General features: G+C 53.9%; 18 protein-coding genes. 12 read left to right on the top strand and 6 right to left on the bottom strand.

Translation table 11 applies throughout. From position 1 onward, the window contains the following. Window positions 1–158: 158 nt before the first annotated feature. From QZ303_RS00205 to QZ303_RS00195, 3 genes are all read right to left on the bottom strand, one after another. Complete coding sequence (locus QZ303_RS00205; RefSeq protein WP_295727655.1) at window positions 159–1,790, bottom strand: tetratricopeptide repeat protein; 1,632 nt, start codon at window positions 1,788–1,790, stop codon at window positions 159–161. A 114-nt stretch (window positions 1,791–1,904) separates the two neighbouring features. Then, window positions 1,905–2,882 (bottom strand): substrate-binding domain-containing protein, encoded by a 978-nt coding sequence (locus QZ303_RS00200; RefSeq protein WP_295727654.1) that lies wholly within the window; start codon window positions 2,880–2,882, stop codon window positions 1,905–1,907. Window positions 2,883–2,935: 53 nt separating this feature from the next. Next, entirely contained in the window at window positions 2,936–3,190 is a 255-nt protein-coding gene (locus QZ303_RS00195) for a hypothetical protein (RefSeq protein WP_295727652.1), read from the bottom strand. A gap of 289 nt (window positions 3,191–3,479) precedes the next feature. Here QZ303_RS00195 and QZ303_RS00190 point away from each other — a divergent pair, with 289 nt between their 5' ends. The 4 genes from QZ303_RS00190 to QZ303_RS00175 all read left to right on the top strand — a co-directional run bounded on the left by QZ303_RS00190 (window position 3,480) and on the right by QZ303_RS00175 (window position 6,479). Next, on the top strand, window positions 3,480–4,763 hold the full coding sequence (locus QZ303_RS00190; protein WP_295727787.1) for a replication-associated recombination protein A: 1,284 nt from the start codon (window positions 3,480–3,482) through the stop codon (window positions 4,761–4,763). Window positions 4,764–4,882: 119 nt separating this feature from the next. Beyond that, window positions 4,883–5,416 (top strand): sigma-70 family RNA polymerase sigma factor, encoded by a 534-nt coding sequence (locus tag QZ303_RS00185; protein ID WP_295727650.1) that lies wholly within the window; start codon window positions 4,883–4,885, stop codon window positions 5,414–5,416. Continuing rightward, window positions 5,413–5,991 carry a hypothetical protein gene (locus QZ303_RS00180; protein ID WP_295727648.1) on the top strand — a complete coding sequence of 193 codons (579 nt, stop codon included), beginning with the start codon at window positions 5,413–5,415 and terminating at the stop codon, window positions 5,989–5,991. Before QZ303_RS00185 ends, QZ303_RS00180 begins: the two co-directional genes overlap by 4 nt. Beyond that, complete coding sequence (locus QZ303_RS00175; RefSeq protein ID WP_295727646.1) at window positions 5,988–6,479, top strand: DUF4252 domain-containing protein; 492 nt, start codon at window positions 5,988–5,990, stop codon at window positions 6,477–6,479. Before QZ303_RS00180 ends, QZ303_RS00175 begins: the two co-directional genes overlap by 4 nt. A 115-nt stretch (window positions 6,480–6,594) precedes the next feature. Here QZ303_RS00175 and QZ303_RS00170 read toward each other — a convergent pair whose 3' ends face one another. Together QZ303_RS00170 and QZ303_RS00165 are read right to left on the bottom strand one after the other, a co-directional pair. Then, window positions 6,595–7,689 (bottom strand): DUF1573 domain-containing protein, encoded by a 1,095-nt coding sequence (locus QZ303_RS00170; protein ID WP_295727644.1) that lies wholly within the window; start codon window positions 7,687–7,689, stop codon window positions 6,595–6,597. Next, window positions 7,686–8,048 (bottom strand): DUF1573 domain-containing protein, encoded by a 363-nt coding sequence (locus tag QZ303_RS00165; RefSeq protein ID WP_295727643.1) that lies wholly within the window; start codon window positions 8,046–8,048, stop codon window positions 7,686–7,688. Before QZ303_RS00165 ends, QZ303_RS00170 begins: the two co-directional genes overlap by 4 nt. A 389-nt stretch (window positions 8,049–8,437) precedes the next feature. Here QZ303_RS00165 and pelA point away from each other — a divergent pair, with 389 nt between their 5' ends. From pelA to QZ303_RS00125, 8 genes are all read left to right on the top strand, one after another. Continuing rightward, window positions 8,438–9,796 (top strand): pectate lyase, encoded by a 1,359-nt coding sequence (gene pelA / locus QZ303_RS00160; RefSeq protein ID WP_295727641.1) that lies wholly within the window; start codon window positions 8,438–8,440, stop codon window positions 9,794–9,796. Window positions 9,797–9,935: 139 nt separating this feature from the next. Next, window positions 9,936–11,570 carry a glycoside hydrolase 43 family protein gene (locus tag QZ303_RS00155; RefSeq protein ID WP_295727639.1) on the top strand — a complete coding sequence of 545 codons (1,635 nt, stop codon included), beginning with the start codon at window positions 9,936–9,938 and terminating at the stop codon, window positions 11,568–11,570. A 45-nt stretch (window positions 11,571–11,615) separates the two neighbouring features. Then, window positions 11,616–12,539 (top strand): pectinesterase family protein, encoded by a 924-nt coding sequence (locus tag QZ303_RS00150; protein ID WP_295727638.1) that lies wholly within the window; start codon window positions 11,616–11,618, stop codon window positions 12,537–12,539. A 94-nt stretch (window positions 12,540–12,633) separates the two neighbouring features. Continuing rightward, complete coding sequence (locus QZ303_RS00145) at window positions 12,634–14,115, top strand: tagaturonate reductase (RefSeq protein ID WP_295727636.1); 1,482 nt, start codon at window positions 12,634–12,636, stop codon at window positions 14,113–14,115. A 2-nt stretch (window positions 14,116–14,117) separates the two neighbouring features. After that, complete coding sequence (locus QZ303_RS00140; protein ID WP_295727634.1) at window positions 14,118–15,623, top strand: UxaA family hydrolase; 1,506 nt, start codon at window positions 14,118–14,120, stop codon at window positions 15,621–15,623. 151 nt (window positions 15,624–15,774) lie between these two features. Further along, entirely contained in the window at window positions 15,775–17,190 is a 1,416-nt protein-coding gene (uxaC, locus tag QZ303_RS00135) for a glucuronate isomerase (protein WP_295727632.1), read from the top strand. Between the two features lie 12 nt (window positions 17,191–17,202). Then, the gene (locus QZ303_RS00130; protein WP_295727630.1) at window positions 17,203–18,690 is read left to right on the top strand and encodes an MFS transporter; all 1,488 of its coding nucleotides are present in this window, start codon (window positions 17,203–17,205) and stop codon (window positions 18,688–18,690) included. 124 nt (window positions 18,691–18,814) lie between these two features. Further along, window positions 18,815–19,408 (top strand): ferritin family protein, encoded by a 594-nt coding sequence (locus QZ303_RS00125; RefSeq protein WP_295727628.1) that lies wholly within the window; start codon window positions 18,815–18,817, stop codon window positions 19,406–19,408. A 114-nt stretch (window positions 19,409–19,522) separates the two neighbouring features. Here the strand turns inward: QZ303_RS00125 and QZ303_RS00120 are convergent, their stop codons facing one another. After that, window positions 19,523–21,532, bottom strand: a complete 2,010-nt coding sequence (locus QZ303_RS00120) for a DUF4861 family protein (protein ID WP_295727626.1) — start codon at window positions 21,530–21,532, stop codon at window positions 19,523–19,525. Window positions 21,533–21,564: the final 32 nt, after the last annotated feature.

Below are 21,564 nucleotides of genomic sequence, written 5' to 3'. Positions count from 1 at the left end.
TTACTGATTTTCCTCGAATCCTCCGCAATTTCCGACCCGTTTTCACTGCTTTTTTTGTTCCCTTTTTAGGTAGATGGGAAAAATCAATAAAGAACGACAGGCTCCGGGGTATCGCCGAAGCCTGTCGTCAAATGTGTGCAGGTATGATTCCGAGGGAATCAGTTGACCTTCATCTTCGAGATATAATCGCGGAGGGCCTCGTTGGTGGGATCAAGTTCAAGCACTTTCTCGTAATAGGTCTTGGCGGTAGCCACGTCCTTTTCGGAGATATAGAATGAAGCGATCTGCGAGTAAGCCTCGTTGTACATGTCGGAGCGCTTTTCCTTGTTTGAAGGATCCTGATCGAGAATCTCGATTACCTTGAGGTAAGCGTCGCGCTGCTCTGCCGAAGGCTGGTTGTCATGCTTCACGAGCATCATGCGTGCCTTGTTGCGGTAGGGGATGGGGTTGTCGGGCACTTTCTCGATAATCTGGTCTACGGTAGCGATGGCGTTGTTGATGGCGTCGATCTTCTTCTGCGATCCGGGTTCGGAAGTGGCGGCAACGTTCTGATAGCGGTTGGCAAGTGTCACAAGGTCGTTGGTCACATAGTCACCGCGGTCGATAAATGCCTTGTAGATCTCAAGGGCCTTGTCATAGTTCTTTGCTCCGGAGTATGCCGAACTGAGGGCTTTGTAGATGTCGGTCTTGTCGGGGTTGAGTTCGAGGGCTTTCTCAAGGGCGGGCACGGCCAGGGAGTCTTTGCCGAGTTCCTGAAGTACTTCTGCGTAGGAGGAGTAGTCGTTGGAAGAATATTTCAGGTTGGGGAGGTTCAGTGCGAAGAATTTCTCTGCTGCTACCTCTGCGCCGGGATAGTCCTGGAGATCCTTCTTGTCGAGGAAGATGATACGCATCAGCTGGAACTTCTGCATGTCGGTGGGGTTCTGTCCGAGTATCTTCTCTGCGAGCTGGAGGCTCTCGTCGTAGTGCTTGCCGTAGTAAAGCAGGGCGCTATAGCGCACCTCGTCGCTCTTGAAGTGGTTGGGGTTCTTGATGTAGTCGCCATAGGCACTTGCTGCCTTTGCCCACTGGTCGTTCTGGTAGTACTTCTCGGCGAGTTCGCGCTGTCCGAGGGCGGAGTTGGGCGATGCCTGAAGGAGTTCCTGGAGCTTGTTGATGGCGAAGTCGGGATTTACGTTGAAGTAGGCGTTGGCATACTTTACGTAAGCCTCGGGAAGGCCTTTGGAGTAGAGGATGGCGTTCTCGTAGTTGGCAGCCGCGTCGCCCCATTCCTTGTTGGCTGCCTCGCGGTCGCCACGGAGCACGAAGATGGCAGGCTCCTTAGAGTTGGCCTTATAGGCCTGCTGGTCGAATTTCTCGATTTCCTTGGCATATTTCACAGGGTCGGCGTTGAAGTAGGCGCGGCCGATGGCGGTGAGCACGGCGGCATCCTTCTTGTTGATCTTCTTGGCTTCGTCGAATAGCGATTCCGCACCTTTCACGTCGCCCTGGAGGAGTGCGAGCGATCCGAGGCCAACTTTGTTGAGTGCGCTCTGCGGATTGGCTGCGAGACCCTTGTCGAAGTCTGCTTTGGCTGTGGTGTAGTCCTTGTCGTGCAGGGCTATCTCGCCGAGATAGTAGTAGGCGAGAGCCTTGTCGGTGGAGGGGGCGTTGAGGTTGCGCTCAAGGATTTCCTTGGCATTGTCAAACTGGTCGGCCTTGAAGTACTCGATTCCGTCAAGGTAGCCCTGCTGAGCCGAAGCTGACAGCGTGGCGGCCAGGCAGAAAGAAAATAGGAATTTCAGTTTCATGTCTATAGATCTGTTTTGTCGTGTTATTGTTCTGATTTTTATATTGTGCTTTATTAAACGGTGATAACGGCGGGTTTATTTTAAATAGGATGTATTTAGGCCCTCCGAGATGCCTTATTCGAGATAGACCATTCGCGGTTGCACCCTGGCAGGGAGTATGCCGGTGCGCTGTATGATCTTCTGTCCTATCGTGCCGGTGACGAAAGAGTAGAAGCCGTGGGAAAGCGATCCGTTTACTCCGGTGGTTATCATGTACATCGAGCGGAACAACGGGTATGTGCCGTCGTAGATATATGCCTGGTAGGGCTTGTAGGCGCGCAACTGGTCATCGCGGCGCACTTTGAGCACCTTGACCGCAGGGTTGAAGTCGGCCACGGTGGTGTCTTGTTCCTGGAGGCTCTTTATGCGTTCGTCGCGCGACATGTCGCGGGTGCGCATGTCGGCGCTGATCCAGCTGACTCCGATTATGCCTATGGCGCCTTTGCGCATCTGCACCTGGTCGAACACTTCGCTGATAGAGTTCTGCGCGTAGACGTTTTGTGCGAACGGCTCGCCTTTCATGATCGAGTCGCGCATGTACTTGACGGTGCTCGACCCCTCGTCGTCAAACACTACCTGGATGTCGCCGAGCTTCGTAGGCTCAAGCTCGCTCCATTTGGTCACCTTGCCGGTGAGGATGTCGCGTATCTCCGATATGGAGAGTATCTCTATTGGGTTGTCGTTGTTGACGATGAGCGCTATGGCGTCGACGGCGATCATGTTGCTGCGCGGATGCTTCTTCTGGCTTTCAAGATAGTCTTTCTCCTTCTGTGTGAGGTCGCGCGGAATCACTATGGTCTTTGTCTTTAGGTCGAGCAACGAGTCGATGCAGGCCTTCTCCGACACGTAGTAGGGGATGATGTCGGCCTTCCCTTTAGAGGTGTACTCAAATACATCTATCTCCTGGTTCATTATGTTCTCGAACGAGGCGTCGCATACGATTGTGGCAAGTCCCGACGTGCTTGTGTTGGTCGGGGCCTTGCGGCAACTTGCCAGCCCTGATAACATCAAGGCTGACAAGGCTATGGTGAATGATGTAATCTTTCGGTTCACGTCGGATTATTGTATGGATATGAGATAATCAGTCTATGTGGGGCATGCCATGTTCAATAGGCATCATCGCCGATGTTGCGGTCGATTCCGGCAAACTGCCTGTAGGCACGCCATATGCCGTAGATGATCAGGCCGAAGCCTGCCACCCATCTGAGCCATCCCCACGGAGAGGTCTCCCAATTGAAGAAGTCGATGAGAAACAGCACGCCCATGCCGACATATATCACGATCATGAATATGCCGAAAACCGTGCGCATCACGCTTGCACCGTCGGTGCGGTTCTTTTTTTCGTTGCCTTCGTTGCTCATAATAAAAAGTTTTTAAGTGTTTCGCGGTCAAAGCCTGCGGAAAGTGTCGCAAAGCCTATACCACACTAACACTCAGGCTCGCCAATAGTTCGGCGAAGCCTTTCTATGTCCTGGATCTTCATCCGGGCACGGTAAAGTTACAAAATTATGCCAACATATAATCCATTCCTGAGTATAAATCGGAGGAAAATTGTTAAATTTGTGTATGTGACACGCGATTTATCGCCTATGTAATGCGATTAAGAGCATGTAGAGACAATTGACATGTGCAATAAATGAAAAAATGGAAATGAACATACAGCCACCATTGGCCGAGCGTCTGCGCCCGCGTACGCTCGATGACTATATAGGACAGGAGCATCTCGTAGGACCGGATTCAGTACTGCGTCGCATGATTGACACGCGGCGAGTGTCGTCGTTCATCCTGTGGGGGCCTCCCGGAGTTGGCAAGACCACTCTGGCTCGCATCATAGCCAACACTACCGAGTCGCCTTTCTACACTCTCAGCGCCGTAAGCTCTGGGGTGAAGGAAGTGCGGGAGGTGCTCGACAAATGCCGCTCCGATGCGCGCAGCATGTTTTCAACCGGAAGGCCCATACTTTTCATCGATGAAATACACCGTTTCAGCAAATCGCAGCAGGACAGCCTGCTCGGGGCAGTGGAAAACGGCACGGTGACACTAATCGGAGCCACCACGGAGAATCCATCGTTCGAGGTGATACGCCCGTTGCTTTCGAGGGCGCAGGTATATACGCTGCGTCCGCTTGAGGAACCGCAACTCCGGCAATTGCTCGACCGTGCGTTGTCGACCGACAAGGTGCTGAAAGAGCGGAAAGTAAGAGTGGAATCGACCGGAGCGCTTTTCCGCTATTCCGGAGGTGACGCGCGCAAGCTGCTCAACATCCTCGATCTGCTTGAGCAGTCTACGCCTCTTGGCGACGAGATTTTAATCAATGACGAGGTTGTGACAGCACGCTTGCAGGAGAACCCCGCCGCCTACGACAAGGGTGGGGAGATGCACTACGACATAATCTCGGCTTTCATCAAAAGCATACGCGGCAGCGATCCCGATGCGGCCGTCTACTGGCTTGCGCGCATGATTGAGGGTGGCGAGGATCCGGAGTTCATAGCACGGCGTCTGGCGATAGTGGCGGCAGAGGATATCGGCCTCGCCAACCCCAACGCCCTCCTCCTCGCCAACGCCACTTTCGACATACTCCACAAGGTAGGATGGCCCGAGGGGAGGATTCCGTTGGCCGAGTGTACCATCTATCTGGCCACGTCGCCCAAAAGCAATTCGGCGTATGTGGCTGTCGGCGCCGCGCAGGAGCGTGTGCGTGCCACTGGCAACCTCCCCGTTCCGTTGCATCTGCGCAATGCTCCGACGAAACTCATGCGCGAGCTTGGCTACCACGACGGCTATAAGTATGCCCACGATTACCCCGGTAATTTCGTGTGCCAGCAGTTCCTTCCCGACGCGCTTGAAGGGAGCGTGTTCTGGACACCCGGCGCCAACCCCCAGGAGGAGAAGGCCAGTGCTCTTCAGGAGGCCCGCTGGGGCAAACGGAAATGAAAGGAGGAGTAGGGATAATAGGGTCAATAAAGAGTAGGGGCATCTCCCTAATGTCCTTATTGCCCTTACTGTCCCTATTGTCATTATTATTCCCTTTATTTAAAAAAATCGGAAGTTGAGTGTCACAGAATGAATGGTTGGAGCGTCATATGATTGTGATGGATGCCGAGACGTTTAAAGAAATCATCCTCTCCCGCTATGGCGACATGTATCGCATGGCGTATGCCATCGTGCAGGATAGCGATGATGCCCAGGACGTCGTTCAGGATGCCGTGACACGTTTATGGTCGAAAAGACGCGAGCTTTTGCATGTCGAATCGCCCGATGCCTTGTGTGCGATGACCGTCAAGCACTTGAGCATCGACTTGCTGAGAGCACGCAAGCGACGCCCACAGGCCGCCGTGGCCGAGGAGCATGACGATCCATCCGACTATCCCCTTGCCAGGGTGGAGGATGCCGACATGCTGATGATGGCCGAGCGGATGATCAAGTCATTGCCGCCTTCGCAACAGGAGGTACTACGATTGCGTTCACACGGCGATTGTACTGTCGATGAGATTGCAGCCATTACAGGACTCTCCCCGGCCAACGTGCGGCAGCTTCTTAGCCGTGCGCGCAGACGATTGAAACAATTTGCCAACAACATTCTATGAGAAAAGATCTCTATTACATAAAGCAGTTGTTGAACCTTTATTACGGAGGTTTCACAACACGCGGTCAGGAGCGGGAGCTGATGGACTATTTCCGTTCCGGGCAAGAGTCGGACATTCCGGCCGACATGCGAGCCGACAGGCTGGTGCAGGTGTGTAGGGGCGCCGATCCTAAAATAGTTGTTCCATCCGCTCTCAGGGAGCAGCTCTCCGCGCATATCGACATGCTCGACCGACGTGAGCGTCGTGGTCGTCGAGGCCGTCGTCTTATGGTATGGGCGAGCGTAGCGGCTTCGTTGGCCATCCTTGTCACTGTCGGAGTGTTCCTGATAAAGGAATCGTCGGTTGCATCCTATGAGCTTACCGATCCGCAGGAGGCCCAGGCGGAGGCGCAGCGTGCTCTGCTGCTTGTGTCGGAATGCCTGAACAAGGCCGACAGCAAGGTTGCCGAGACCGACATGTTGCTTGAGCGTCTTGGATTCGATCTTACTCTTTTCGAGGATGAGATGGACGATAGCCTCATGCAGGATTGCAACGGCACGTTTTCTGGAGAATTTACCGATACTATCGGAGTATGAATCTGAAGATTATGAATATTAACGGTTTATGCCGCACATTGGCGGTGGCGGCTCTCATGGCATGTACGACTTTTGTGGTGACGGCCCAGGAGGAGTCTTTCAAGCGTGCCGCCAAGCTCCCGGAGGTGGAATACGTGTACTTGTCGAAAGATGTGCTGTCGATGGTTGGGGGATCTCTTCCTGTGTCGGGTATGGATGAAGTGGCATCTCAGCTCACTTCTATGGAGATGCTAAGTACTTCGAGCCACGATTCGGCTATAAAGGCATTCGATATGCTCGACAGCGGTCGTAACGGCATGGAGCTGCTTACCCATATGTCGGAAAGCGACGGTACGAAAGTTGACATCTACGGTACGGGCGAAGGTGATAAGTTGTCGCGACTGCTGGTACTGGTGATGAAAGATTCGTTGTTGTCAGCGGTCATGATGAAGGGCACGATTGATCCGGAAATGGTAAGGAGTATCTCCGTCGGTGAGGCAAAAAAATAGAAATTTCTATCTTGTGATATAATAAGATACAATATACGCTTCAAAACACCAGGCTCCGTGGAAGTATCGGTTACTTCCACGGAGCTGACTTTTATATGCTGTTTTAAACAGACTCTTATTCTGTGATGGGAAGCTCGGCGACGATACGGATGGGGGATGACGGGCGGGTAGGGTCGTTGGTGATTATTGTCAGGCGAGAGTTGACAAGAGAGGATGAGGCGGGTATGGCATCGGCATCGACTGTGATGTCGACTTTTGCGCGGCTGCCCGGCTTGACCTTATCTTTACTGCACTTCACTGTTATGAACTCGTCGGGACAGGATATTCGCCTTATTACGAGTTGCTCCTTGCCGAAGTTGTCGATGAAAAGCTCGGCATGCACCTTGTCGTCGCGGCTTATGCGTCCGAGGTCGATTGTCGCGGTGGAGTATGCTGCCTTGGGAGCTTTCTCGCGCTGTTCGGGCGTAAGCTTTGAGAAATCTTCGTTTACGATGGCCACAAGCGACACCGGTTTTTTCTGTGACGACGACTTGTCGGGTGAGAGCACCACCTCCGAGGTCGAGAGTCCCCATTGTTCCTTGGCTTTTGACGAGTCGTAGAAGAACGTGAATGTCACCTGTTCGCCAGGTGGAACTGCCTTAGGGGCTATGTCTGCCACCACGAATGGTGGCAGGCCTGTGAGAGACGGACGGATCGTGTCGGCGCTCTGGTTGTATCCGTCAAGGAATGCCGTCTTTGTGCGTCCTTTGGTTACTTCGCCGAACTGTACCACGGTATTCTTCAGCTTTAGCACTCCGAGATCCACGGGATAATGGGCGCGCAGAGTCTGTCGGTCGCCAATCACCACACCCTTTATCGTGAGGGTTGTTGTAGCCGGCGTGGTGTTTGTCTCCACTCTTACTTTCTTGTCGAATTTTCCGGGGCGTCCGGCAGGGTTGTAGGTCACGGCTACCTGCCCGGTGTCACCCGGGGCTACAGGCTTGTGGCTGTACGTTGGCGAAGTGCAGCCGCATGAAGCACGCACCGACAGGATGCTCAACGGCTTGTCGCCGGTGTTCACTACTTTGAAGTATGTGGTCACGCTTCCCATATCTTCGTCAAATGCCCCGAAGCTGTGGGTGGTGTTAATCCATTTAGCCTGCGGTTGGGAGGCGGCATCGGTCGCTCTCAATGTTAGAGCTGCCACTGCCAGAAGATGAATCAGTCTCATTTTTTCTTAGGTGTGGATTTTGGCAACACTGTACCTTTTATTTTAAGTATCACGTTTTTCTGCTTCTGGTTAGTGCGCACGCGAATGGTCTTGTCGAACTCACCGGGACGTCCGGCGGGGTCGTAGGTGACGGTGAGTGAGGCAGATTCTCCCGGGCGTATCGGTTGCTTGGGAATCTTGGGCGTGGTGCATCCGCACTGCGCCTTTGCCGACATGACTATGAGAGGCTTGTCACCGTCGTTGCGTAGTACAAACTCACATGTGACAGGGCCGTCGGCTTCGCGTATTGTGCCGAAGTTATGGGTCTTGTCTTTGATGACCAAATTAGGCCCGGCAGCCCATGCTGTGGCTACGGTCATGATTGTAAAGAGGAGAGACGATAAAAATTTTCGCATCATTCTTAAACCTATTTGTATTGCTGCTATTATTATGTAACGCAAAATTGGGGATAAAGGGAGATGGAAATGATAATAAAGACGTTAAATTAAGTTAACTTGAAGGCTTGGAGACTTGCGCTTGTCCGAAGGATTTACGCGTACACGGTTGCTTAGGCGTATCTTTTATAATGGTTGGGTTGCGGTCACCGAGTGCCACGAATTGTCGGAAAACGGGGAATAAATGTTGCCTTGCGCTGATTAAGTGTGTCGTTTCCCATGCCTTGCATTGAATTTGACTACTTTTGATGCAGTAAGCAATTCACATTAACCTGCATCAAACTACCTTCAATCAAAGAAACATCATGACGATTATGAAATCGCTGACACGGGCTATTACCCTGGCTCTTATACTTATAGTTGCCGACAGCGCTTCCGGGGGCACAGCGCCTCGCACCTCCGAGGGGAAATGGACCCGGTTCAGCCGTACCCAGACCGAGGAATGGTATTCCACCGATGATGCGCGCGAAGTGGCTTCCAACGTACTCCTTTACCAAAAGGATTCGGGAGGATGGCCCAAGAATGTGCCCATGCATCTGCCCATGAGCTACGAGGACAAGATCCGCGTGGCCGGGGAGAAGAATTCGCGGGAGGCCTCGAAGAAAGGGTGCATGGACAACGACGCCACAACGAGCGAGATCCGTTTCCTCGCGCACATGTGGCGCGTTAACGGTGACGCGCGGTATCTCGACGGCGCACGACGTGGTGTGCGTTTCATCCTCGATTCTCAGTATCCCAATGCCGAGGCTCCTGATGCACATGCGGGCGGCTGGCCCCAGTACTATCCCCTTCGCGGAGGATATAGCGACTATTTCACGTTCAACGACAATCTGCATCTCAACAACATGCTTTTGCTGCGTGATCTTATGAATTCCTCCACAGAGGTGTCGGCCATACTTCCTCACGAATGGCGCGTCGAGGTCGAGGCGGCTTACCGTGCAGGTCTGCAATGCATACTCGACTGCCAGGTGACGGAGGATGGTGTAAAGACTCTATGGTGTGCACAGCATGATCCCTATACCCTTCTTCCCGCCGAGGGGAGGCCTCACGAGCTTCCGTCCTATTCTGCCGATGAAGGCACATCGCTCCTTTGGTTTCTTATGTCGGTCGACGAGCCTTCCGCTGCGGTGGTAGATGCCGTGGAGCATGGTGTGGCGTTTCTCGAAAGCACTGCCATCTCCGGCAAGAAGCCCGAGTTCGTGTACAACGACCGTGGCGAGCGTATCGACGAGGTTGTGGTCGACTCCGACAGCGCCCGCATGTGGGGCCGCTTCATACAGCTCGGCGGTGATGTCGCCCGTAAGGTCTACCCTGACTTCTTCGAGCGACTGAAAAGCCGCCGTCCGCGCCATCTGACAGTCGGGAGCGATACCATAAGCATCGAGATGTGGCGCAACGCTGTAGAAAGCTACGATCCCGGCAAGGCTCATCAGCCTATATTCAGCATCTATGATGACTCGCTTCCCCATCATCTGTTCCGCTTCCTCTACATGTTCGGTGATGTTCCGTCGGCGGCTCCGGATGGATGGAGCTACAAATTCGCGCCGTCGCTCAACGCCTCGCGTAGGATACGCTACCGTTATCTCGGCACGTGGCCCGACTTCGTGCTGAAAGAGAGTTATCCTGCCTGGCGCGAGCGCATGGGGAAAGGAAAATTGGCAGAAAAAGAGTGAAAAATTAACAATTCAGCATAGCATATTACGTACTAAAACATAATTATATTAACTTTGGGATGCTGGATGCGGCTGTCATTAGGCGTGAAGCGTCGTTTGTGCCGTGTCCTCCATGCCATAAACAGAAATTCTTAACCTTATGAAACTGAACCGAACCCTCTCAGTGCTCGCGTGCTGTGCCGTGACATCTTTTGCCATTCAGGCCGCTCCGTATGTGAGCGAGGTATGGGTGGCCGATCTCGGCAACGGCAACTATCGAAACCCTGTCATCTACGCCGACTATTCCGATCCCGATGTGATACGCGTCGGCAACGACTACTACATGACAGCGTCGAGTTTCAACTGTGTGCCCGGACTTCCGATACTTCATTCCAATGATCTTGTAAACTGGACTATCATCGGATATGCAATAGACCGCATGCCCGACGAGGCCATCTATGTGAAGGACGGTGTGAACCATGGCAATGCTGTTTGGGCGCCTTCCATACGCTATCACGACGGCGAATACTACATATATTATGGGGATCCCGATTTGGGCATCTTTATGACGAAGGCCAAAGATCCCAAAGGACCGTGGTCACCGCTCAAGCTCGTGGCAAAGACCAAGGGTGTGATAGACACCTGTCCCCTTTGGGACGAGGACGGCAAAGCCTACATGTCGTGGGGCATGGCAGGAAGCCGCGCCAACATGAAGAGCATGATTACCGTTTGTGAGATGTCGCCGGACGGAGAGAGCCTCATCGGACATCCCAAGGTGGTTTATGACGGTCATGACGAGGATGTGACTATTGAGGGCACAAAGTTTTACAAACGCAACGGCTATTACTATATAATGTCACCCGCCGGAGGAGTACCTACCGGATGGGAGACTGTGCTCCGCTCTAAAAGCCCCTGGGGCCCGTATGAGCGCAAGGTAGTGCTCGCACAGGGCGACACCGACATCAACGGCCCTCATCAGGGTGGTTGGGTCGACACTCCTGATGGCAGCGAGGACTGGTTCATACATTTCCAGGATGTAGGGCCTATCGGACGCATCGCCCACCTCAATCCTGTGCATTGGATTGACGACTGGCCAGTGATGGGGGTCGACAAGGATGGCGACGGCTGTGGCGATCCGGTTCGCACCTACAAGAAGCCTAACGTCGGCAAGACATATCCTAAGGCCACACCGCAGGAGAGCGACGAGTTTGACAGTCTCGATCTCGGACTACAGTGGCAGTGGCACGGCAATCCGCAGCCATGGTGGGCATATAATAATGTCGGCAAGGGTGTGCTGTCGCTATATTCCGTGCCTGTCAGTGCCAATTACCGCAGTCTATGGGATGTGCCCAACCTTCTGCTCCAGAAGATACCGGCCCCGAAATTCACCGCCACTATGAAGGTGACTCTGACTCCCGACTCGCGTTTCGACGGTGAGCGCACCGGTCTTGTGGTGATGGGACTCGATTATGCCGTGCTCGCCCTTGAAAAGACTGCCGAAGGCTTCAAACTGAGCGAAAACGAATGTCTCAAGGCCGACAAGGGCAAGACTGAGGTTGAGAATGCCTCGGTCATGCTTCCTGACTCCACGGCCTATCTGCGCGTGAAGATGGCCGACGGTGTATGCCGTTTCAGCTACAGCCTCGACGGAAAGAAGTACAAGGATATAGGCAAGCCTTTCACTGCCCGTGAAGGTAAGTGGATAGGGGCCAAGATAGGTACTTTCTGCACCCGTCCCAAGACTACCAACGACGGCGGCCGTGCCGACGTTGATTGGTTCCGTATCACCAAGTAAGGTGTCATGACGTTATATCACAGACATATAATCGCACTTTTATCAATGCTTATGCTCGGCCTCTCATGTGCGGGAGCCGAGTATAAGCGTGAGATAACCGTCGCCGCTGACGGCAGCGGCGACTACGCTACTCTGACCGAGGCCATGGAGGGGATACGCGCCTATATGGACTACCGTGTCACCGTCAACATCCGCCCCGGAGTTTACCGGGAGAAATTGGTGATACCGGCGTGGATAGAAAATGTGGATTTTATCGGTGCCGGATCTGACAGCACGGTAATCACGTGGGGTGACTATGCTTCGCTCGACAACATGGGCACATTCCGTACCTACACCGTCAAGGTGGAAGGGAACGGCATCACCTTCCGCGACCTTACCATTGAGAACAGCGCCGGAGAGGTGGGCCAGGCTGTGGCCCTGCACACCGAGGGTGACAGGCTTAAGTTTGAGAACTGTAGCCTGCGTGGCAATCAGGACACGCTGTTCACAGGCGGACGCGGCTCGCGGCTGTTTTTTGACAACTGCTACATTGAGGGCACTACCGATTTCATTTTCGGACCTGCCACCGCTCTTTTCCGCGACTGTACACTTCACAGCAAGCGCAACAGCTACATCACCGCAGCCTCCACGCCCGATACTGTGGCCACGGGTTATGTGATGCACCGTTGCCGTCTCACAGCCGCCGACGGCATAGACCGTGTGTATCTCGGGCGTCCGTGGCGTCCATATGCCTCGACTTATTTCATCGACTGCGAGATGGGCGGTCATGTGGTGGCTGATGGATGGCACAATTGGCGTAACCCCGATAATGAAAAGACCGCACGCTACGGTGAGTTCGGTTCCACCGGTCCCGGTGCGGACAAGGCTTCTCGGGTAGGGTGGGCCAGCAGGCTTTCGCCATCGGAGGCGCAGCGTCTATGCGATCCGGTTTGGCTTTTCGCCTCCGGGCGTCCGGCATGGATTCCGTAACCTGCGGCGGCTCTCTTTACATCACTTTCCTCTCTTCCAATATTATCCATAGACAGAACAAACTATAATCAACACAACATAAACTTATTATATCATGAAATTTCTCAATAGCCTTACGGCTCCCAAGGCACATGCACCCGAGCGTGTGATTCAGTTCGGGGAGGGCAACTTCCTGCGTGCGTTTGTAGACTGGATTATCAAGAACATGAACGATAGCACAGACTTCAACTCATCGGTGGTGGTGGTGCAGGGACAGCCCGATAGCTTTGCCATGGGTCTGCTACAGGCACAGGACTATATGTACCACGTCAATCTCCAGGGTCGTCTTGACGGCGTGGCTGTCGACAGCTACACACGCGTCGACGTGATAAGCCGCGGGGTCAATCCTTTCGGACAGACCGACGCTTATCTCGCTCTCGCCGATCAGCCCGAGATGCGATTTGTCATCTCCAACACCACCGAGGCCGGCATAGTGTTTGATCCGGAGTGCAAGTTTGCCGACCGTCCGGCTTCTGCTTATCCGGGCCGGTTGACACAACTTCTATACCGCCGTTACACCACTTTCCATGGTGCTCCCGACAAGGGATTCATCATCATGCCCTGCGAGCTTATTTTCGAGAACGGCCACCATCTGCGTGATGCCATTCTGAAATATATTGACCTTTGGAAGGAGGATTTTGGTGTCGACTACGAGGGCTTCAAGGAGTGGTTTGAGAAATACAATTACGTATGCGCCACGCTTGTCGACCGCATTGTGCCCGGCTTTCCTCGCAAGGATATCGGCGCCATACAGCAGAAGCTCGGCTATGTCGACAATGTGGTGGTGCAGGGAGAGGCTTTCCACCTTTGGGTGATTGAGCGTCCTTGCAATATGAGCATCGAGGAGCTACGCGCCGAATTCCCGGCAGAGAAGGCTGGACTGCACGTGATTATCACCGACTCCGAGGCTCCATATCATGAACGTAAAGTAACCCTTCTAAACGGTCCTCACACCGTGCTGTCCCCGGTGACATATCTCAGCGGCGTGAATATCGTACGCGACGCATGCAATCATCCGGTGCTCGGGAAATACATCCACAAGGTGCAGTTCGATGAGCTTATGCAGACTCTCAACCTGCCGATGGACGAGCTGGAAAAGTTTGGCGCCGACGTGCTTGAACGCTTCAACAACCCCTACGTCGACCATCAGGTGACATCGATTATGCTCAATGCGTTCCCGAAGTTCCAGACCCGCGACCTGCCCGGCTTAAAGACATATCTTGAGCGTAAGGGTGAACTTCCCAAGGGGATAGTGCTCGGTCTGGCGGCCATCATCACTTACTACAAGGGTGGACAACGCGCTGACGGCGCTGAAATCAAGCCCCAGGACGATGCGGCCATCATGGATCTGCTTGCACGGCTCTGGGCCACGGGCGACACGGCCAAAGTGGCCGAAGGCGTGCTCGGTGCCGATGCTCTGATATGGAAAGAGCATGGCGACCTCAACAAGATACCGGGACTTACTGCCATGGTGAAGGATTTCCTTGACAAGATACAAGCGCAGGGGATGCTCGCCACAGTCGAAGAGATACTGTAGCCATGAAAGAGTATATAAAAATAAACCCTGCCGACAATGTAGCCGTGGCGATTGCTCCGCTGACGAGTGGCATCATTGTGACAGTCGAGGGTAGGGACATCACCCTTGTCGATGACATCCCCGCCGGGCATAAGTTCGCCTTGTGTCCCATCGCTGAGGGTGAGGACGTGATAAAGTACGGTTTCCCTATCGGCCATGTGCGTCACGCTGTGGCCGAGGGGGCGTTTCTCGACCATAACGTCATATCCACCAACCTCGCCGGGACTCTCGACTACTCCGGCATCGCGATAAAGGGCGGCTCTAAGGAATGTCCTGCCCGCTACCGCGATGAGCGTACCTTCGAAGGATACCTGCGAAGCGACGGTCAGGTGGGTATCCGCAACGAAGTGTGGGTCATCCCAACGGTCGGTTGTGTCAACGGCATCGTAAAGCGTATCGCCGATGCCTTGCGCCGCGAGACCGGCTGCGAGGGTGTCGATGACATCGTGGCGTTCACCCACAACTACGGTTGCTCGCAGCTCGGGGGTGACCATGAAAACACGCGCAAGATACTTCGCGACATGGTGCGTCATCCCAATGCGGGCGCTATACTTGTGGTGGGTCTTGGATGCGAGAACAACCAACCTCGTCTATTCGAGGAATTTTGCGGCGACTACGACCGCGAGCGTGTGAAGTTCATGGTGTCGCAGGAGGTTGAGGGCGACGAGGTTGAGGCCGGCCTGGAGATACTTCGCGGTCTTTACCGAAATGCACGCGAGTGCAGGCGCACCGTACAGCCCGCGTCGAAGCTGCGCATAGGTCTGAAGTGCGGCGGCTCCGACGGTTTTTCCGGCATCACAGCCAATCCTCTGCTCGGGGAACTGTCTGATTATCTCTGCAACTGCCAGGGAGGCACGACCGTGCTTACCGAGGTGCCCGAGATGTTCGGTGCCGAGACAATACTTATGGAGCGATGTGCCGACGAAAGATTGCTCCACGACACGATAAACCTTATCAACGACTTCAAGGAGTACTTCCTGAGCCATGGAGAGCCTGTGGGTGAGAATCCCTCGCCGGGCAACAAGGCCGGCGGCATCTCCACGCTTGAGGAGAAAGCGTTGGGATGCACGCAGAAGTCAGGCCGGAGCACTGTGAGGGGCGTTCTTGCCTATGGCGAGCGCTTGAGTACAAGCGGGCTTAACCTGTTGTCTGCTCCCGGCAACGATTTGGTTGCCGCCACGGCCCTTGCTGCGGCAGGATGCCAGATGGTGCTGTTCACCACCGGACGGGGCACACCGTTCGGCACGTTTGTCCCTACGGCCAAGATTTCGACCAACAGTGCGCTTGCGCGTCGCAAGCCGGAATGGATCGACTTCAACGCCGGAGTTCTCGTGGAGGATCGTTCGATGGATGAGGTGCTCGATGATTTCATCGGCTTCGTGCTGGAAGTGGCTTCCGGGCGCAAGGTGAATTCGGAACGGCATGGCTATCAGGAGATCGCCATATTCAAGAACGGCGTAACTTTATAGTGGCACAATTGGGCAATAAATACAGTAAACAACCGTTAAATCCGATAGAGATTTGAGATTATCCATAGACACAGATTAAAAAGCGCATCAGCACTTTCTTGATGAATAATTGTCAAATCTGATATCTGACAGACACAAAAAGCGAATAATTATGAAACCTTTCATGGATGAGAATTTTCTTCTCCAGACACCTACGGCACAGAAACTCTATCATGAGCATGCCGCTGGAATGCCTATCATCGACTATCATTGCCATCTGATTCCAAAGATGGTGGCAGATGACCATAAATTCAGCTCGATCACCGAGATATGGCTTGGAGGAGACCACTATAAGTGGCGTGCCATGCGTTCGAACGGCGTGGCCGAGCGCTATTGCACCGGTACTGATACCACCGACTGGGAAAAGTTCGAGAAATGGGCCGAGACAGTGCCATACACTTTCCGTAACCCGCTTTACCACTGGACGCATCTCGAGCTAAAGACAGCTTTCGGCATCGACAAGCTGCTCAATCCGCAGACCGCCCGCGAGATATTCGACGCATGCAATGATAAGCTTCAGAACGACCCCACCATGACCGCCCGCGGACTTATGCGCCGCTACAACGTGGAGACAGTGTGCACGACCGATGATCCGGTGGATTCGCTTGAATACCACAAGGCTGTGGCCGACAGTGGCTTTGAAGTCAAGATGCTGCCGACATGGCGTCCCGACAAGGCTATGGCCGTGGAGAATCCTGCGGCATTCCGTGCCTATGTGGAGAAACTTGCGGAGGTGAGTGGCGTGGAGATCACCACGTTCCAGGATATGATCGATGCCCTTCAGAAGCGTCATGATTTCTTCGAGTCGATGGGATGCCGCCTGAGCGACCATGGTATCGAGGAGTTCTATGCCGCCGACTATACACAGCCTGAGATTGACGGCATATTCAACAAGGTGTATGGGGGAAAGGAGCTTACCAAGGAGGAGATCCACAAGTTCAAGAGCGCCATGCTCGTGGTGTTCGGCGAGATGGATTATGAGTCCGGCTGGACGCAGCAGTTCCACTACGGGGCTATACGTGACAACAATTCAAAGATGTTCAAGCTGCTCGGTCCTGACACTGGATTTGACAGCATCGGTGAGTTTACCACGGCAAAGTCCATGTCGAAGTTCCTCGACACGCTCAACTCGCGCGACAAGCTCACCAAGACTATCCTCTATAACCTTAACCCCTGCGCCAACGAGGTGATAGCCACCATGCTCGGAAACTTCCAGGACGGGAGCGTGGCAGGAAAGATACAATTTGGCTCCGGATGGTGGTTCCTCGACCAGAAGGACGGCATGCAGAAGCAGATGAACGCCCTTTCCGTGCTCGGCCTGCTGAGTCGCTTTGTGGGCATGCTGACTGACTCGCGTTCGTTCCTGAGCTATCCGCGCCACGAGTATTTCCGCCGCACGTTGTGCAATCTCGTGGGCAACGACATAGAGAACGGCGAGGTGCCGTACACCGGCTACGAGGAGGCGCGTGTCAACAAGATGATAGAGGACATCTGCTATAACAACGCCAAGGAATATTTCAAATTCTAACCTGTCGGAAGCATGGAAATCAAACAGACAATCGACAATGAATATTCCCGGAAGATGACGAGCTTCCGTTGGGTGATATGCTTCCTGTTGTTCCTGGCCACTACTGTCAACTACATGGACCGTCAGGTGCTCTCACTGACGTGGAAGGACTTCATAGCTCCGGAATTCCATTGGACGGATGCCGATTACGGCGTGATCACTGCCATCTTCTCGATAGTGTATGCAGTGGCAAACCTTTTCGCGGGTCGTTTCATCGACTGGATGGGAACCAAGAAAGGTTATCTGTGGGCCATAGGCGTGTGGTCGGCTGGTGCGTGCCTGCATGCGCTCTGCGGATGGGCCACGGAGCACACTGTCGGGCTGCACAATGCTGCCGAGATGGTCGGGGCTACAGGTACGGTGGCATCGCTTGTGGCCATCACGTCGGTCTACTACTTTATTGCGGCGCGCATCGTCCTCGCCGTGGGCGAGTCGGGCAACTTCCCCGCTGCCGTGAAGGTGACCGCAGAGTATTTCCCTAAGCGTGACCGCGCTTATGCCACGGCGATATTCAACGCCGGTGCCACCGTAGGCGCCCTGGCAGCTCCTGTGTCAATACCGCCGCTTGCGCGTTTCTTCCAGAATATGGGTGTGGGCAACGGCTGGGAGATGGCGTTTGTGGTGATAGGCGGTCTTGGCTTCGTTTGGATGGGACTGTGGATGTTCTACTACAAGAAGCCCGCTCAGAATCCGCGTGTCAACGAGGCCGAGCTTGCTTACATAGAACTTGACAACCATGCCGACGAGTCTCCCGAGAAGAAGGCTTCGGAAGAGGATACCAATAAGGACGTGATACCTTTTTGGCAGTGCTTCAAATACCCGCAGACTTGGGCCGTGGTGTTCGGCAAGTTCTTCACCGACGGTGTGTGGTGGTTCTTCCTCTTCTGGATTCCGGCATACATCTCCGACGTCTATGGTTTCGCCTCAGACACCGGCACGGCCCAGATGCTCATCTTCGTGCTTTATGCCATCACCATGTTGTCGATATATGGGGGCAAGCTTCCGACAATCATAATGAACAAGACAGGATTGAATCCGTATGCGGCACGCATGAGGGCTATGTTCATTTTCGCCTTGTTCCCGTTGCTGGCCATTTTCGCACAGCCTCTCGGAGCTTATTCCTACTGGTGGCCTGTAATCATCATCGGTATAGCAGGAGCGGCTCATCAGTCGTGGTCTGCCAACATATATTCGGTGGTGGGCGACATGTTCCCCAAGAGTACCATCGCCACCATCATCGGTGTCGGCGGCATGGCAGGAGGTGTCAGCTCGTTCCTCATCAACCTGTGCTCGGGACGTCTGTTTGACTATGCCGGAGAAACCGGAATGCGCTTCATGGGCTTCGAAGGGAAGCCGGCAGGCTACTTCATAGTGTTCTGTATCTGCGGTGTATCTTACCTTGTAGGATGGTGCATCATGAAGTTGCTTGTTCCTAAATATAAGAAGATAGTGATTAAATAAACGTTATTGTTTTAATAATTTTATCATGAAGCGGTGTCGATTGATTTCGGCATCGCTTCAACTTTTCCAGGGCTAACGGTGTTGTTATTTATGATTACAAGAACAACCAAAATACAGTATAACTATGAGCAAATCGGAAAAGGCTCCGAAAAGTATCAAGGGTACAAAGACGGAGCAAAATATCGTCGATGCTTATATAAGCGAGACACAGGCTTACGCGCGCTATATGTTCTATGCCAAGCAGGCCGGTAAGGAAAATTATTTTCCTTTGCAGGAAGTATTCACGGAAACCGCCGACAACGAGCTGCATCATGCCAAGGTCTACCTGAAGATGCTTGAGGGTGGCACGCTCAACTGCAATATTCCGGTCGATGCCATCCCGGCTAAGGACACGATCACCAATCTGGAAATCTCTATCCATGAGGAAGGCGACGAGGCAGTCAAGACTTATCTTGCCGCGGCCGCGACTGCCAAAGAGGAGGGCTTCTCTGAAATAGCAGAGCATTTCACCGCCATAGCTTCGGTGGAGAAGCACCATATGGAGCGCTTCCAGAAGTATCTCGACCGTATCAAGGCCGGTACACTTTGGAAACGTGAGAAACCCATCACATGGAAGTGTCTTGTTTGCGGCTATGAGTTCGTAGGCAAGGAACCTCCGAAAGCATGTCCCGGATGCGATCATCCTTATCAGCATTTTATGCCTGAGGATATGGAATAAGACGTATGGATTAGTAAAAAAACGTACGGAGCACACGAAGAGCACGGAGATGAAAAGTTATAGGATGGCTTTCATCTCTGTGCTCTCCGTTACAAATGTTTTTTGATCAAATACCTATTTCTTTCGGGCTACGGTGATGTATGGGCGCAGGAGCGGAATGCGGTCGGCAAGGGCCTGTGCCGCGAGGGTAGCGATGAACGTGGCGCCTTTGACATTCAGGTGTGTGTTGTCTATCTTGCCTTCCTGGCAGAACTTGTATCGGTCGGGGAGTATCCACATGAAGTACTCGCGCGAGGCATCGCGTCCAAGCGCCTGTATGGCATTGTGGGTGATTGCGTTCATGTCGATGAATGGGATGCCCATCTCGTCGGCCACGCGGCGCGGCGGATCGAGGTATGCACCGTGGGTGTCTGAGAGTAACATTCCTTCGCGGGCGTAGGCTTCGGGATGATAGCCTTTCTTCAGTGAGTCCGGCACTACAACAGTGGAGTCGCCCGGAGCGGGGAAGTTGCGCCGCACTATTGAATTCATCAGTATCGGGGTGGCTCCTTTGGCGAGTGTCTCTCTTACGTAGCGGCGTAGGTTTTCATCGAATGTAGAGCCGGGTACGGTATAGAGCGACGGGTTATATGCCTTCTCGTCGTTATGCCCGAACTGGATTACGAGGTAGTCGCCGGCTTTCATCTTGTTGATGACTTTGTCCCAGCGCCCTTCGTCGATGAAGCTCTTGGAGCTGCGTCCGTTGACGGCATGGTTGTCGACCTTGACAGGCCCGTCGACAAGCAACGGCAGCATCTGTCCCCATCCGCGCTCCTGGTTTTCGTTGCGCAGATCCTTGTCGGCCATAGTTGAGTCGCCGATGGTGAAGATGGTTATTGTGTCGGCTGGGGCTTTGACGGATATGCTTACCGTGCATGGTGTCTCGATTTCCGAGGATAGTAAGTCCATGTAGCGCTGCCAGTCGGCAAGTTTTACCGGAGCACCGTTCTCCTTTGCCGATGCGAATGCTATTGAGTAGGATATGCGCCCGGATATGTCAGGATTAAGAATTAGAATGTAGTCGAGGGAATCCTCTCTGACGGATGCTACCGCGGAGCTGCGTGTTGCCACGCCTACAGCGAGCGTCTCGGTTTTTTCGGGATGCTTCTTGTCCGGTATATTTTCCCCTGTAGATATGGCTTGTCCGCGACTCGAAATGAATCCATTGCCATAGTCGTTTGCAGACGTGAGCTTTAGCACTCCGGTAGCAAACGCTGCCTCGGGCGCTCCACAGAGGCCCGTTATGTCCACGGCCACGTCGCGACGGCCTGCCCATAGCGTATAGCGTTGCGTCATGTCGTAGAGTGAGTCGCCGACTTTCCATCCGGGCGTGATTACCTCTACTATGGAGCGGACAGGGCCTGAGGACACTACTCGTTGTGTGCGCGAGCCGATGGTGTCCATGGCGACAAGAGTGCCGTCGGTGGCTACGGCGCGAAACGATCCCGCACCGATGGAATTTCCTGCCCAGAGAATATCGCAGCCGTAGCCTTCTGCCTCGCGGGCAGAATCGGTGTAGAAAGCAGTCTCGGCGAGTTCGAGACGTGGGGATGACTTGCCGTAGAGGTCAACGCTCTGTCGGTTGTCGGCGTAGACGCGTATGCCTCCGTGGGAACCTTCGAGCATCACGCCGTGGCCGTAGATGGCGTCGTAGGTGTGGCGCGGGATATCGCTTCCGGGAAACGTCACGCTATCGACGTGGGGATAGCGCTTTGGTGTGTCGCGCAGGCGGAGTCCGGCCCATGTAGCCGGGGTGAACTCCGAGCCGTCTGTACCCTCCCCGACGGTCACTGTCGCCGACACTTCGGATGATGCAGGTATGTCGACGGTAAAGGCAAGTTCGTCGGGCATGCCGTCTCCGTCGAGGTCGTCGAGTTGCCATGGGATAGGATGTCCTTCGATGTTTACCGAGGCGAGATGGCGCGATTTTCCCGGGAACATGTCTTTTACCGGTATTGCCACTCCTACAGCGGAGCGTGGTGCGGACGAGGGGTTGGCGACTGTCACGTCGAGTGATGCCCCACAGGCGGCGACGGCGATTTGCATGGCCGCAACCGTGATGATTGGACGCAAGGTGTTTGTCATGAGTCTCTGTTATGGATATTAATTGGCGAATT

Source organism: uncultured Muribaculum sp. (assembly GCF_910583865.1).
Classification (GTDB): Bacteria; Bacteroidota; Bacteroidia; order Bacteroidales; family Muribaculaceae; genus Muribaculum.
The sequence above is the reverse complement of the archived record's forward strand: the minus strand, read 5'-3'. Positions and strand labels throughout refer to the sequence as shown.